Source organism: Stenotrophomonas maltophilia group sp. P373, assembly GCF_053295075.1.
This window is the reverse complement of record NZ_CM129994.1, coordinates 3094093-3108501: the sequence shown is the minus strand read 5'-3', so window position 1 is coordinate 3108501 and position 14409 is coordinate 3094093. Positions and strand designations below refer to the sequence as shown.

The 14409-nt window shown below is 67.9% G+C and carries 9 protein-coding genes; 5 read left to right on the top strand and 4 right to left on the bottom strand.

The window, feature by feature from the left end:
* Positions 1-62: 62 nt before the first annotated feature.
* The 3 genes from ACSYHF_RS14500 to ACSYHF_RS14490 all read right to left on the bottom strand — a co-directional run bounded on the left by ACSYHF_RS14500 (position 63) and on the right by ACSYHF_RS14490 (position 4657).
* Complete coding sequence (locus tag ACSYHF_RS14500) at positions 63-2858, bottom strand: TonB-dependent receptor (protein WP_005418098.1); 2796 nt, start codon at positions 2856-2858, stop codon at positions 63-65.
* Between the two features lie 195 nt (positions 2859-3053).
* Positions 3054-3704, bottom strand: a complete 651-nt coding sequence (locus tag ACSYHF_RS14495) for an energy transducer TonB (RefSeq protein WP_005418094.1) — start codon at positions 3702-3704, stop codon at positions 3054-3056.
* Positions 3705-3919: 215 nt separating this feature from the next.
* A complete protein-coding gene (locus ACSYHF_RS14490) occupies positions 3920-4657 on the bottom strand; it encodes an SIMPL domain-containing protein (protein ID WP_005418081.1) in 738 nt (245 codons plus the stop codon).
* A 130-nt stretch (positions 4658-4787) separates the two neighbouring features.
* Between ACSYHF_RS14490 and ACSYHF_RS14485 the strand changes: the two genes are divergently transcribed.
* Genes ACSYHF_RS14485 through tldD form a run of 4 tightly spaced genes read left to right on the top strand, consistent with a single transcriptional unit; the run spans position 4788 to position 12268 of the window.
* A complete protein-coding gene (locus ACSYHF_RS14485; protein ID WP_447575755.1) occupies positions 4788-5396 on the top strand; it encodes a Maf family nucleotide pyrophosphatase in 609 nt (202 codons plus the stop codon).
* The gene (gene rng, locus ACSYHF_RS14480) at positions 5389-6876 is read left to right on the top strand and encodes a ribonuclease G (RefSeq protein WP_005418079.1); all 1488 of its coding nucleotides are present in this window, start codon (positions 5389-5391) and stop codon (positions 6874-6876) included. Before ACSYHF_RS14485 ends, rng begins: the two co-directional genes overlap by 8 nt.
* A 30-nt stretch (positions 6877-6906) precedes the next feature.
* Positions 6907-10764, top strand: coding sequence for a YhdP family protein (locus ACSYHF_RS14475; RefSeq protein WP_447575754.1), 3858 nt, complete (start codon positions 6907-6909; stop codon positions 10762-10764).
* 58 nt (positions 10765-10822) lie between these two features.
* Positions 10823-12268, top strand: coding sequence for a metalloprotease TldD (gene tldD, locus ACSYHF_RS14470; protein ID WP_329915987.1), 1446 nt, complete (start codon positions 10823-10825; stop codon positions 12266-12268).
* 41 nt (positions 12269-12309) lie between these two features.
* Here tldD and yjgA read toward each other — a convergent pair whose 3' ends face one another.
* A complete protein-coding gene (gene yjgA, locus ACSYHF_RS14465) occupies positions 12310-12897 on the bottom strand; it encodes a ribosome biogenesis factor YjgA (RefSeq protein ID WP_447575753.1) in 588 nt (195 codons plus the stop codon).
* A gap of 68 nt (positions 12898-12965) precedes the next feature.
* Here yjgA and pmbA point away from each other — a divergent pair, with 68 nt between their 5' ends.
* Positions 12966-14333, top strand: a complete 1368-nt coding sequence (pmbA, locus tag ACSYHF_RS14460) for a metalloprotease PmbA (RefSeq protein WP_070488917.1) — start codon at positions 12966-12968, stop codon at positions 14331-14333.
* Positions 14334-14409: the final 76 nt, after the last annotated feature.

Genomic DNA, 14409 nt, shown 5'->3' with positions numbered 1-14409 from the left:
GCATTGAAAAAGCAAAGGCCCGGGTGTTGGCCCGGGCCTTTGCAGGTGACGCTGCTGCAGGATTACTTGAACGTGTACTTGGCGCCCACGGTGAAGTAACGGCCCAGTGCACCGGAGAAGTGCATCGGGTTGTAGTTCACGCCGCCGTAGGTGGTCGGATCGAGCGGTGCGATGCGGTCGAACACGTTGGCCACCGAGGCATTGAGCTCGAAGGCGTCGGTGATGTTCCAGCGGCCGGACAGGTCGAAGGTGGTGAACGAAGAGATCTTCGTCACCGGCGTGCCATCCTCGTAGAACGCCTGGTAGTCGCCGCCACGCTTGTCGGTGTTGTCCATCTTGCTGATGTAGTTGGCAACACCGCTCACGCTCCACGCACCCTGCTTCCAGGTGGTGCCGAAGTTGATCTTGTCCTTCGGCGTACCGATGCAGTTGGTCACGTCGCAGTTGCCGTGCGTGCCGGCATAGTCGACGGTCTCATCGCCTTCGGTGCGCTCGAACTTCAGGATGTGGCTCCACTGCAGGTCCAGTTCGAGCTGGCCCGGGCCGATATCGAAGGTCTGGCGGATATCGGTATCGATACCGCGGACTCGCGACGAACTGGCGTTCACGTAGCCGGTGTTGACGGCCAGGATGCTGCCCGAGTTGGGCACGCCACCGATGTTGTTGGAGTCACGCAGCACGTTGCCGGCCAGAATGGCAGCTGCGGTGTTGCCCTGCACGATCTCGTTGGTGCGCTTGATCTGCCAGGCATCGACGGTCATCGAGGTGGTCGAGGTCGGCTGCAGCACCAGGCCCACCGAGTAGCTCTTGGACTCTTCCGGCTTCAGGTCCTTGTTCGGGCGGGTGATGATCGCGATCGAGCGCGGTGTGCACTCGTCGGCATCGATGGCGCAACGCACCGGATCACGTGCGTTGGAGAAAGCGGCCAGGCCACCGTCACCGTTCTCGGCCGGGTTCGGCGCACGGAAGCCTTCGGCGTAGCTGGCGCGCAGTGCGATCCAGTCGGCCGGGGTCCACTTCACGCCCAGCTTCGGCGTGGCTTTGCCTTCACCGCTTTCGTACTTGTCGTAACGCACGGCGCCGGACAGTTCCAGCTGTTCCAGCACTGGTGCCGACAGTTCGACGTAGCCGGCGTACACGTTCTGGGTGCCGTCGTAGGCCGAATAGCCCAGGCCGATGATGTCACCCTGGTCGGTGTAGGTCTGCGGGGTCAGGCTGTTGCTGGTCTTGCGCCACTCGGTACCGATCGCCAGGCCCAGCGGCCCCCCCTTGAGGTCGGCCAGGCTGCGCGACACGGTGAAGTCGAACATGTCCAGGCTCGACTTGGCACGCGCGCTGATGGTCGGCGAGATGTAGTCGTACAGTGCCTGCGAGTTCAGGTTGGCGTTGTCGCCGATGCGCCAGGTACCACCGGCGCAGTTCGGGTTGCCCAGCGCGCACAGCACCGAGCTGTAACGCAGGAAGCCGGTGCGCTTGTTGACCAGGTCGGTGCCCGAATGCAGGTAGGCGGTGTCATAGCTCCAGTCGCCCCAGTTGCCCTTGACGCCGACCAGGAAGCGGTTGAACTCGTTGGTATTGTTGGTCACGCGCGGGCCGACGTCCCACGCGCTGTAGCGCAGGCGCGCCGCATACGGCAGCGGGTTGTCCGGATGGCCGGCATAGAGCATCGTCGCGCCGTCACCGCTGCTGGCGTTCTTCGGGCCGCCGGGGAAGCCCCAGCCGCCGGAAACACCCGACGGGGTATTGCTGAAGATGGTTTCCTTCTTCGAGTAGCCGATCTCGGTGTAGACCTCGCCGCCTTCACCGAAGGCGAAGCTCGCACGGCCGAATACGTTGATGTACTTCTCTTCGGGGGTCAGGTCACGGAACTGCTGGGCCGGATCCCACAGGCAGCCCTGGGCCGCCGAAGAGGCCTCGGTCTGGCCCGGAATGGAGCTCAGGTTGGCGCAGCCCGGCAGGGCGACCAGATGCGGCGACGGCGCATCATTGTTGAACACCGAGCCGTTCGGGCCGACGCCGCCGTTGGTACGGCCGCTGAGGTAGGCGCCGCCGAGGAACTGTGCGTCGGTAGCGTCATAGCCCCACTGGCGCGTGTCGCCGGTACCGATCCACTTGCGGTTCTTGCGGTCGCTGATCTTGATCGCGTCGGACTTGCCGACATCCAGGCTGAAGAATGCGTTCCAGCCATCCTTGGACAGGTCGCCGGTACCGGCGGTCAGGGTGGCCTTCTTGGTATCGCCGTCGCTGTCACCGGACAGGCCGTAGGACGCACGCAGGATCGCACCTTCGAAGTCGCTGCGCAGAATGATGTTCACCACGCCGGCGATGGCATCGGAGCCGTAGATCGCCGATGCGCCGTCCTTGAGCACTTCCACGCGCTCGACGGCATCGAGCGGAATGGTGCTGAGGTCGGTGAACACCTTCTGGCCGTCGTCGGCCAGGCCGTAGGTCGCCATGCGGCGGCCATTCAACAGCACCAGCGTCGAGCCCGCACCGAGGCCGCGCAGCGAGATGCCGGCGCCGCCACCGGCGAAGCCGTTGCCGAAGGTCTTGGGAATGGAGCCGGCGCCATCGGCGGTGATCGTCTGCAGGTACTCGGCCAGCGTGGCCTTGCCACTGCGGTCGATCTCCTGGCGGCTCACCACCTGCACCGGGGACGGCGTCTCGGTGTTGGTGCGGGGGATGTTGGAGCCGGTGACCGTGATGCGGTCGAGGTTGGTGGCTTTTTCCTGCGCGAAGGCGGAGGAGGAAGCGACGGCGCCGGCCAGCAGCAGGGCGCCGCCGGTGAGGATGTGGGTGATGGACGATGCCAGGGTGGTGCGGCGGCGGCTGGCGGGCCGTTGGATCGGGTGTTTCACAGCTTCTCTCCTAACTGGAAAACCGTAGCGTTGAGGGCTGTCGCCGGATCGATACCGGGACGCGCCAATCTAGGTTTCCAGCAGGTGACGAAGTCGTGAATTTTTGCTTAATCAGTAACGCTTGCCCCTGGCATGTCCGCATTTGCCGGGCAGTGGCAGTGGCCGGCCCGGCGCAAGGCCGGGCCGGTGGGACGCTCAGTCCGGCAGCGAGAACTGCACCGGCACCATGCCGATGGCCGGAACCGCCACGCCGTCACGCTGGGCAGGCTCGAAGCGCCAGTGCTTGAGCACCTGCTGGCGGGCGGCCTGGTCCAGGTTGCGCGAGCCGCTGCTGCGCTCGACGCTGACCGCGACCGGCTGGCCACGGGTGTCCACTTCCACCCGCAACAGCACCGTGCCCTGTTCGTGGTTGCGCAGGGACTGGATCGGATAGGTCGGCGGCGGAGCGCTGCGGTACTGCAGCTGGGCGCCGGCCAACGGGGTGGAAGTGTCGATGCTGGGCGCCAGTTGCGGCGGAGCCGGTTCGGCGGCCGGCAATGCGATGCCCTGGGTCTCTTCCACGGTCGCGGTGGGTGCGGGCAGTGGCGGTACCACCGGCTGCGTCCGGGGCTTCGGTACCACCTGGACGATCTCTTTTGGCGGGACTGGAGCCGGCGGCGTCGGCGGTGGCGGGATCTTCTCGATCAGCCGCACCGGAGTCTTTTCACGCGGGGCCTGCACGGCCTGATAGGTCGCAGGGATGAGCAGCAACAGGAAGGCCAGCAGGTGCAGGGCGATCGCTGCACTCCAGGCGGCGACGCGGGCGGGGTCGAAGTGCGGGGATGCAACGGGATAGGTACGAACCATGATCCACCTCCATGCCAGTGACGAAGTCCTCAACGCACCAGGGTCCGTGGCGGGGTTGCCGCACGCGGCTGGCAGTTCATCAGTAGCGCGGCATGGCGGCCACTGCCTAGAGGCAGGGGCATGCGCGTTGGGCTGGCCTTCAGCCAACGCCGCCGGAATACACGAAAAAGGCGGGCCCCTGCGGGACCCGCCTGTGTCGGCCGTGCCGGGCGCGATCAGCGGCCCAGTTCGAACACCACGTCCAGGTTGACCGAGACGGTCGATTCACCCGGTGCGACCGGGGTGGCCTTGTCCATCGCCGCGCCGGCAGCCATGGTGCGCATCATCGGCATCGGGCGGAAACCGCCGTTGCTGTTCTCGGAAATGCTGACGATGCGGCGCACCTGCAGGCCCAGCGACCTGGCATAGGTCTGGGCGCGGGCCTGGGCCTTCTTCAGGGCGGCCAGGCGGGCTTCGTCATAGACCGGTTCGGGCTGGTCGATCTCAAACTGCGGACCGTTGATCTGGTTGGCACCCTGCGCGGCCAGCGCGTCGAGCACCTTGCCGAGCTTGGCGATGTCGCGGACCTTCAGGCTGACCGTGTTGCTGGCCTGGTAGCCGGTGATCTTCGGCGCCTCATTGTCGGCATAGCGGTACTGCGGGTTGAGGCTGACGCCGCTGGTCTGCACGTCGCGCTCGGCGATGCCGGCGGCCTTGATCGCGGCCAGCACCTTGTCCATCTGCTGGGCGTTCTGGCGCATGGCGCTGTTGCCGTCGGCTGCCTGGGTGACCACACCGGCCGACAGGGTGGCGACGTCCGGCACGCGGGTGGCCTCGGCATTGGCCGAGATGTTCAGCAGGGTGCCTTCGGCCGCGGCGGCGATCGACGGCGACGACGGAGCGGCATGAGCAGTCATCGAGGTTCCAAGGGCGAGGGACAGGGCAAGCAGCAGCGGGGTGGCGGTCAGGCGCATGGGATCTCCTTGTTGTGCCGGTGAGGGTGGTGTCGTAGCGATGAACGCGCTGTGAGCCTGATCGGGGTTGTACGCGTTCCGTAACGGGTTGCCGACGATTCAGGTGGCGGCCTCAGGTTATGCTGTGCCGATGCTCTATCTTGCTTCCCGCTCCCCCCGACGCAACCAGCTGCTGGCCCGACTCGGACGCCCCTTCCAGGCCCTTGACCTGGAGGTCGTCGAGCAGCGCGCGGCCACTGAAAGCGCCGAACAGTATGTATGCCGGGTCGCCGCCGACAAGGCGCGCGCCGGGCTGGCCCGGGTGCTGGCCGACGACCCGCAGGCGCGGGTGCTTGGTTCGGATACCGAGGTCGTGCTGGATGGCGAGATCTTCGGCAAGCCGGTCGATGCCGCTGACGCGCGGGCGATGCTGGCGCGGCTGGCCGGGCGCACCCACCAGGTGATGACCGCCGTGGTGGTGGTCGGTGCGGGCGGCCTGGACAGCGAGCTGGTCATTTCCGAGGTGACCTTCGCCCCGATCGACGCCGCCGACATCGCCGCCTATGTCGCCACCGGCGAGCCGCTGGACAAGGCCGGTGCCTACGCCATCCAGGGCGGGGCCGAACGCTGGATCGAACATCTTTCCGGCAGCTACTCCGGCGTGATGGGGCTGCCGCTGCTGCATACCGATCGTCTGCTGGCGCGCTGTGGCGTGCCGGTCCCCACTGCCGATGCCGCCAGGGAGGCTGCCGATGTCTGAGGAAATCCTGGTCAATGTGACCCCGCGCGAGACCCGGGTCGCGGTGATCGAAAACGGCATGCTGCAGGAACTGCACATCGAGCGCGGTTGGCGCCGTGGCGTGGTCGGCAACATCTACAAGGGCAAGGTGCAGCGGGTCATGCCCGGCATGCAGGCCGCCTTCGTCGAGGTCGGGCTGGAGCGCGCCGCGTTCCTGCACGCCAACGACGTGGTGCGCCCGGCGCCGGTGGCCAGTGCCGACACCGAGAACACCACGCTGCCGCCGCCGGCCAGCGTGCCGATCGTCGAGCTGCTGCGTGACGGCCAGGACATCGTGGTGCAGGTGGTGAAGGACCCGATCGGCACCAAGGGCGCCCGCCTGACCACGCAGATCAGCATTCCCTCGCGCTACATGGTGCTGCTGCCGCAGTCCAAGGTAGTGGGCGTGTCGGCGCGCATCGAGGACGAAACCGAGCGCGCCCGCCTGAAGGCGCTGGTGACCGAACTGTCGGCACAGCATGGTGGCTACGGTTACATCGTGCGGACCAACGCCGAAGGGCAGCCGGCCGAGGCCATCGCCGAGGACATCGCCTACCTGTCGCGCGTGTGGAACGTGGTCGAGCGCCGCGGCCGCGAAGCGCCGTCGTGCAGCATCATCTATGAAGACCTGAGCCTGCCGCTGCGGTCCGTGCGCGACCTGATCCGCAAGGACGTGGACAAGGTGAAGGTGGACTCGAAGGAGACGTTCGGCCAGTTGCAGGCTTTCGTCGCCAAGTACATGCCGGTGCTGGCCGAAAAGCTGGAGCTGTATTCCGGCGACCGCCCGATCTTCGACATGTTCGGCGTGGAAGACGAGATCGGCCGCGCGCTGGACAAGCAGGTGCCGCTCAAGTCCGGTGGCTACCTGGTGATCGACCAGACCGAGGCGATGACCACCATCGACGTCAATACCGGCTCGTTCCTCGGCCAGCGCAACCTGGAAGAGACGGTGTTCCGCACCAACCTGGAAGCGGCGCAGGCAGTGGCGCGTCAGCTGCGGCTGCGCAACCTGGGCGGCATCATCATCATCGACTTCATCGATATGGATGATGCAGAGCATCGCCGTCAGGTGCTGCGCACGCTGGAAAAGGCGCTGGCCCGCGACCATGCCAAGACCACGGTGTACGACTTCTCGCCGCTGGGCCTGGTGGAGATGACCCGCAAGCGCACGGTGGAAAGCCTGGAGCGCCAGCTGTCGGAGACCTGCCCGCAGTGCAGTGGCCGCGGCAGCATCAAGACCACCGAGACGGTGACCTACGAGATCTTCCGCGAGATCACCCGTGCCGTGCGCCAGTTCGATGCCGCGCGCCTGCTGGTGATCGCATCGACCAAGGTGGTCGCGCGCATCACCGATGAGGAATCCTCGGCGGTGGCCGAGCTGGAAGAGTTCCTCGGCAAGAGCATCCGCTTCCAGGCGGACGAGCAGTACCTGCAGGAGCAATTCGATGTCGTTCTGCTCTGATCCTCGCCGGCTGCAGGCCGGCGGTGGCCGATGAGCGCGCCGCCGCGCCTGCGACTGCGAAGGATCCGCCGTCATTTCATTGCCGCCTGTGCGGTGGGCCTGGTCGGGCTTGCACTGCTGGTGGGTACCTTCAGCCAGCTGCTGCCGCTGGCCGAGCGTCATCCCGACAGGATCGCCGCCTGGCTGAGTGAGCGGGCCGGCCAGCCAGTGCGTTTCGAGCAGCTGCAGACGGCTTGGACCCGTCGTGGCCCGCTGCTGCAGCTGAAGGGCCTGCGCATCGGCGCCGGGCAGGGCCTGGCGATCGGCGAGGCCGAGGTGCTGGTATCGATGTACAGCGGGCTGCTGCCCGGGCGCTCGCTGACCGAACTGCGCCTGCGTGGCCTGGCGCTGGACCTGCAGCAGGGCGAAGACGGACGCTGGTCGGTGCGCGGGTTGCCGCAATCCGACAACGGGGGGGATCCGCTGGATGCGTTGCGCCGGCTCGGCGAGCTGCAGGTGATCGGCGGCCGCCTGGGCGTGCACGCGCCGGGGATCGGCATCGACACCACGCTGCCGCGCATCGACCTGCGCATGCGGGTCAATGGCGATCGCCTGCGCGTGGGTGTACGCGCCTGGGCGCAGGCCGAAGCGCTGCCGCTGACCGCGGTACTGGACGTGGACCGCATGCGCGGCAACGGCCAGGCCTGGCTGGGTGCCGACCCGGTCGATTTCCATGCCTGGTCGCCCTTGCTGGCGGCCGGCGGCGTGCGCCTGCGCGAGGGCAAGGGCGAGCTGAACCTGTGGCTGACCCTGCGTGATTTCGCGCCGGTCGCGCTGATCACCGATTCGGACCTGCGGGACGTGCGCGTCGACGGTGCACCGATGCCCGGCGTGGCAGCGCCGCAGCTGCAGCTGCAGCGGCTGCAGGCCCGCCTGCGCTGGCAGCGCCAGGCCGATGGCTGGGCGTTGCAGGTGCCGCGCCTGCGCCTGAAGACCGGAGATGGCGAACAGCAGCTCGATGGCCTGCAGCTGCAGATCGGCAAGCAGCTGCGGGTGAACGCCGGTGCGGTGCAGGCCGGCACCGCGCTGCGAGGGCTGGCCCTGAGCAATCTCCTTGAACCGGGTCTGCGGCGCTGGCTGTTCCTGTCCAGGCCGCAGCTGGACGTGCGCGCGTTGCAGCTGTCGGGCGAACACGATGGCCCCCTGTGGGCGCAGGGTGAACTGCAGTCGCTGGGTTTCGCCAGCGTGGGCAACTCGCCCGGCCTGCGCGGCCTGGGCGGGCGCTTTGAAGGCGACGCCGATGGCTTCAGCCTGCAGCTGCAGCCGCAACGGCAGCTGCAGTTCGATTGGCCGACCGGCTTTGGCGTGCGGCATGACCTGCATCTGGCCGGACAGGTCGTGGGGTGGCGCGACGAGGGCGGCGGTTGGCGGATCGGAACGCCGGCGATGCGCGTGGAAGGCACCGACTACGCGGCCGACGTGCGCGGCGGCGTCTGGTTCCAGGGCGACGGTACGCGGCCGTGGCTGCAGCTGGCCGCGAAGCTGGACGACGTGCCGATGACGGCGGCCAAGCGCTTCTGGATCCACTCCAAGATGAGCAAGGGCGCCACCGACTGGCTGGACATGGCACTGGCCGGCGGCCAGGTGCGTGGTGGTGTCGGCCTGGTCACCGGTGACCTGGACGACTGGCCGTTCGACAACAATGATGGCCGCTTCGAGGCCACCGGCCACATCACCAATGGCGACATCCGCTTCCAGCACGACTGGCCGCTGATGAGCCAGGTCGACGCCGACATCGCCTTCATCGGCCCTGGCTTCGACATGCGTGGACGGGGTGATCTTGCCGGCGTGGCGGTACAGAAATTCGAAGCGGGCATTCCGGACTTCGGGCACCAGCCGTTGTACGTACGTGCCGACGCGCCGAGCGAGGCCGGCAAGCTGCTGGCGATGCTGCGCCAGAGCCCGTTGCACAAGGATTACGGCGATACGCTGGACAACCTGGTCGCCAGTGGTCCGGCCCATGTGACCTTCGATCTGCTGCAGCCGCTGCATCAGGACGAGGGCGAGGGCCACCTGCAGGGCACGGTCGATCTGGCCGGCGTGAAGCTGGTCGACAAGCGCTTCCAGCTGGCCTTTGACAACATGCACGGGCAGGCGCGCTACAGCAATGGCGGTTTCGGTGCCGAGGACCTGGCGGTGCGCCACCTCGGCCAGGAAGGACGGCTGAGCCTGCGTGCCGGCGGTTACGTGCATGACAGCACGCGCGCCTTCGAGTCGCAGCTGACGGCCCGCCTTGATGCCGGCGTGCTGATCGACCGCGCACCGGAAATGACCTGGCTCAAGCCCTACATCACCGGCACTTCTGCGTGGACCATCGCGGTCAACCTGCCCAAGGTGGCCCCGGGCGCGCCCGCGCCGCCGAGTGAACTGCGGTTGAGTTCGGACCTGATCGGCACCCGGCTGGACCTGCCGGCACCGCTGGACAAGCCGGCCGCCGAACCGCTGGCGACCACGGTGGCCGCGCAGTTGCCGATGGGCGCCGGCCGCATCGATGTGGCCTTCGGCCAGCGCCTGGCCCTGGCCGCACGCAGCCACAACAACCAGACCGGCGTGCAGGTCACGCTGGGCAGTGATCATGTTGATCGTGAGCCGCCGCCGAGCGGGCTGACGGTCAATGGCCGCAGCGCGACGCTGGATGCGCTGGAGTGGATCGGCCTGGCGCGGGGTGGCGGGGACGACGATGCGATGCCGCTGCGAGCGGTGGACGTGCAGGTTGGCCAGTTGAAGCTGATCGGCGGCGTGTTCGAGCAGACCCGGCTGCAGCTGCACCCGGGCCCACAGGCACTGGATGTGCGGCTGGACGGCCCGTCGCTGGCCGGACGCCTGACCGTCCCCAATGCGGACGGTGGCACAATCAGTGGCCAGCTTGACCGCGTGCACTGGCAGTCACTGCCGGCGGCACCGGGCGCGCCGGTTGCACCGGCGCGGGTACAGGCCGGTGCCAACGACATGGACCCGGCCAAGCTGCCGCCGTTCGCGCTGGACATTGCCGACCTGAAGTTCGGCAAGGTGGTGCTGGGCCAGGCGGTGCTGCGCACGCGACCGTTGGCCAATGGCCTGAACGTGGATGCGCTGCGTTTCCGTGCGCCGGACCAGGAGATCGACATCAGCGGTCGCTGGCTGGGCCGGACCGGTGGTGCCCGTACCGAGTTGACCGCACAGGTGCGCAGCGAGGATCTGGGTGGGTTGATGCAGAATCTTGATTACGGCGGCCAGTTGCGCGGCGGTTCCGGCCAGGCGCAGTTGCAGGCCTCGTGGCGCGGAGGCCCGTCGGACTTCCAGCTGGGCAACCTGCAGGGCAGCCTCGACCTGCACGCGCGCAATGGCCAGCTGCTGGAGCTGGAGCCAGGCGCCGGCCGCGTGCTGGGCCTGCTCAGCGTCGCGCAGCTGCCGCGGCGCCTGATGTTCGACTTCCGCGACTTTTTCTCCAAGGGCTTCGCGTTCAACCAGATCGACGGCAGCATGCAGTTCGGCCAGGGCATGGCGCGCACCGACAAGGTGCTGATCGAAGGCCCGGCGGCCAACATCACCATCCGTGGCCAGGCCGACCTGCGCAATCAGCGGTTCGACCAGACCATCGACGTCAACCCGCGCGCGGGCAACCTGCTGACCGTGGTCGGTGCGGTGGCCGGCGGCCCGGTGGGGGCCGCGCTGGGCGCGGCCACCAATGCGGTATTGTCCAAGCCGCTGGGCGAGATTGGCGCCCGAACCTACAAGGTGACCGGTCCATGGAAGGAGCCGAAGGTGGAAGTGATCGAGCGCAGCCGCGACAAGTCCCCATCACCGCCCGAGCCGGCGTCTGCACCGGGCATTCCGCCGACCGTCACCGACCTGCCGCGCTCGCGCTGAGCGCGGTTCCCTGTTCACGGGGCTTGCCTGAGCGCCCCCGCACCCCCAGATCGAAGCCATGACTGATATCGCCCTGACGCTTGCCCAAGACCGCCTGCTTCGCCCCGGCGGCCTGGATACCGCTGGCCTGGAGCGCACCTTCGGCCAGTTGCTCGGCCCCGGTGTCGACTTCGGCGACCTTTATTTCCAGCACGCCCGCCGCGAGAGCTGGAGCGTGGAAGACGGCATCGTCAAGGACGGTGCCCATTCCATCGAGCAGGGCGTGGGCGTACGTGCGATTTCCGGCGAGAAGACCGGATTTGCGTACTCCGATGACATCCATGCCGACGCGCTGCTGGCGGCGGCGCAGTCGGCGCGCGCGATCTCGCGTGAGGGCGGTGTGCAGTCCGGGCGATCGCTGCTGCGCGGCAATGCGCGCGCACTGTACCCGGCGCTGGACCCGATCGATGGTATCGGCAACGAAGCCAAGGTCGAGGTGCTCAAGCGCCTGGATGGTTACCTGCGTGCCGCCGACCCGCGCGTGAGGCAGGTGATGGTGAGCCTGTCCGGCGGCGTCGATACGGTGCTGATCGCCCGCAGCGACGGTGTGCTGGCGGCCGATGTGCGTCCGCTGGTACGCCTGAATGTGCAGGTGATCGTCGAGCACAACGGCCGTCGCGAGTCCGGCTATGCCGGTGGCGGTGGCCGTTATGGCTACGAAGACCTGTTTGCCAGCGGCCGCCCCGAAGCCCTCGCCCAGGAAGCGCTGCGCCAGGCGCTGGTGAACCTGGAAGCAGTGCCGGCGCCGGCCGGCATGATGCCGGTGGTGCTCGGCCCGGGTTGGCCGGGCGTGCTGCTGCACGAAGCGGTCGGCCACGGCCTGGAAGGCGACTTCAACCGCAAGGGCACCAGCGTCTACGCCGGCCGCATCGGCGAGCGTGTGGCGGCACCGGGGGTGACCATCGTCGACGACGGCACCCTCGACGGCCGCCGCGGTTCGTTGAACATCGACGATGAAGGCCACCCCAGCCAGTGCACCACGCTGATCGAGGACGGCATCCTGGTCGGCTACATGCAGGACAGCCTCAATGCGCGGCTGATGGGCATGGCCCCGACCGGCAACGGGCGCCGTGAATCGTTCGCGCACCTGACCATGCCACGCATGACCAACACCTACATGCGCGCCGGCGAGCACGATCCGCAGGAGATGATCCGTTCGGTGAAGAAGGGCCTGTACGCGGTCAACTTCGGCGGTGGCCAGGTCGACATCACCAGTGGCAAGTACGTGTTCTCGGCCACCGAGGCCTACCTGATCGAGGACGGCCGCATCACCACGCCGGTGAAGGGCGCGACCCTGATCGGCAATGGCCCGGAAACCATGCAGAAGGTGCGCATGGTCGGCAATGACCTGGCCCTGGACGAGGGCGTGGGCATCTGCGGCAAGGACGGGCAGAGCGTGCCCGTGGGTGTCGGCCAGCCCTCGCTGTTGATCGAGGGCATCACCGTCGGCGGTACCCAGGCCTGAGCGTGGCGATGGCCACAGCAACCGCCCGGGCCGACGCGGACTCAGTCCTCGTCGGCTTCGCCGGTCCCGATGTGGTCGGTGTCTTCGGCGCCGGCCTTCAGGCCCAGCGCCGCCGGCAGCATCAGCGCGCGCAGCACCTGGAAGATCTCGCGGTAGGCGCGCGGCGGCTTGTTCCTGGCCTTCTCGGCCTGCGCGTTGCGTACCAGCGTGCGCAGCTGCTGGCGGTCGGCCTGCGGATAGTCATCGAGCAGAGCGGCCAGCGCCTTGTCACCCTCGGCCAGCAGGCGGTCGCGCCAGTCTTCCACGCGGTGCATCATCGCCACTTCGCGGCGGCCGGTTTCGCTGTTGGCGTCCAGCGCATCGCGGATCGCATCCAGCGTGGCCTCTTCTTCGCGGCGCATGTGCTTGGCCAGGAACGCCAGTTGGCGCTTGTGGGCGATGTGGGCGGTGATGCGCTTGCACTCGGCAATGTGCGGCAGCAGGTCTTCCGGAATCGGCAGGCGCGCCAGCTGGGCCGGGGTCAGCGACACCAGCTTCTCACCCAGGGCCAGCACGTCGAGTGCATCGCGCCGGTTCTGGCTGCGGCTCTTGTCGTGGAATTCACCGGTTTCTTCGTCGCGTCCGCGCATCGTCCCTACCTGATTTCAAAAAAAGTCGCCCGGCGTGATGCCGGGCCCAACCCGTACAGGATAAAGCATTGAACGTGATCGCCCCTGAAGTGGCCGTCGGCGACGACAGCCTGGCCCGGCTGGAACGGCTGGCCGACCTCTCCCAGCAGCTGCTCGACCGCGCCCGCGCGCTGGGCGCCAGCCAGGCCGAGGTCAGCTGCAGCGAGGACCGGGGCCTGGAGGTCAATGTCCGCCTCGGCGAGGTCGAGACTGTGCAGTCCACCCGTGACCGTGGCATCGCGGTGACCGTCTATTTCGGGCAGCGCAAGGGCAGTGCCAGCACTGGCGACCTGAACGAGGCCAGCCTGGCCGCTACGGTCGAGCAGGCCTGCGCGATTGCCCGGCATACCGAGGATGACCCGGCCGCCGGCCTGGCCGAGGCCGCGCTGATGGCCACCGACTTCCCGGACCTGGATGGCTGGCACCCGTGGGCGCTGCAGGCCGATGAGGCGGTGGACCTGGCCCTGGCCTGCGAGGCCGCTGGCCGCGAGGCCGATGCGCAGATCCGCAATTCCGATGGCGCTTCCGTATCGAGCATGCAGAGCCTGTCGGTGTACGCCAATTCGCATGGCTTCTTCGGTCGTGAGCGAGGCACCCACCATTCGGTCGGCTGCGCGCTGATCGCCGGGCAGGGCGACGGCATGCAGCGCGATGGCTGGTATACCAGCGCGCTGGCACAGGGGGACCTGGAAGACGTGGGTCTGGTCGGCCGCCGCGCCGCCGAGCGCACCGTGGCCCGCCTGCAGCCGCGTTCGTTGGCCACTGGCAGCATGCCGGTGCTGTTCGCCCCGGAAGTGGCGCGCAGCCTGGTCGGCCACCTGCTGTCGGCAGTGTCCGGCGGCGCGTTGTACCGCCAGGCCAGTTTCCTGCTGGACAGCGTCGGCCAGCGCCTGTTCCCGGAATGGATGCAGATTGACGAACTGCCGCACCTGCGCCGCGGCCTGCGCTCGGCCGCCTTCGACGGCGACGGCGTGGCCACCCGTGCTTCGGCGCTGGTCCGTGACGGCGTGCTGCAGCGCTATGTGCTGGGCAGCTATTCGGCGCGCAAGCTGGGCCTGCAGACCACCGCCAATGCTGGCGGTGTGCACAACCTGCAGCTGGCGGCCAATGCCGGCTCGCTCGAAGAGATCGCCCGACAGATGGGTGACGGCCTGCTGGTGACCGAGCTGATGGGGCAAGGTGTGAACGGGGTGACCGGCGACTATTCGCGCGGCGCCGGCGGCTTCCGTGTCGAGAACGGCGAGATCCAGTACCCGGTGGACGGCGTCACCATCGCCGGCAACCTGCGCGAGATGTTCAGCAGCATCGAGGCGGTCGGCAGCGACGTCGACCCGCGCTCGCACATCCGGACCGGCTCGATCCTGCTGGGGCGGATGACCATTGCCGGTAATGATTGATGGCGTCGATGGCGTAAGCTATGCCCGCCTGACGCAACCAGCTTGGTGCTGGTGGGTCAAGACCACCCAATGAAAA

What these genes read in the sequence shown, in the direction of transcription:
- ACSYHF_RS14495 (WP_005418094.1), bottom strand. Translation starts at nt 3,704, where the DNA reads ATGGTTCGTACCTATCCCGTTGCATCCCCGCACTTCGACCCCGCCCGC.
- ACSYHF_RS14490 (WP_005418081.1), bottom strand. Translation starts at nt 4,657, where the DNA reads ATGCGCCTGACCGCCACCCCGCTGCTGCTTGCCCTGTCCCTCGCCCTT.
- ACSYHF_RS14485 (WP_447575755.1), top strand. Translation starts at nt 4,788, where the DNA reads ATGCTCTATCTTGCTTCCCGCTCCCCCCGACGCAACCAGCTGCTGGCC.
- rng (WP_005418079.1), top strand. Translation starts at nt 5,389, where the DNA reads ATGTCTGAGGAAATCCTGGTCAATGTGACCCCGCGCGAGACCCGGGTC.
- ACSYHF_RS14475 (WP_447575754.1), top strand. Translation starts at nt 6,907, where the DNA reads ATGAGCGCGCCGCCGCGCCTGCGACTGCGAAGGATCCGCCGTCATTTC.
- tldD (WP_329915987.1), top strand. Translation starts at nt 10,823, where the DNA reads ATGACTGATATCGCCCTGACGCTTGCCCAAGACCGCCTGCTTCGCCCC.
- yjgA (WP_447575753.1), bottom strand. Translation starts at nt 12,897, where the DNA reads ATGCGCGGACGCGACGAAGAAACCGGTGAATTCCACGACAAGAGCCGC.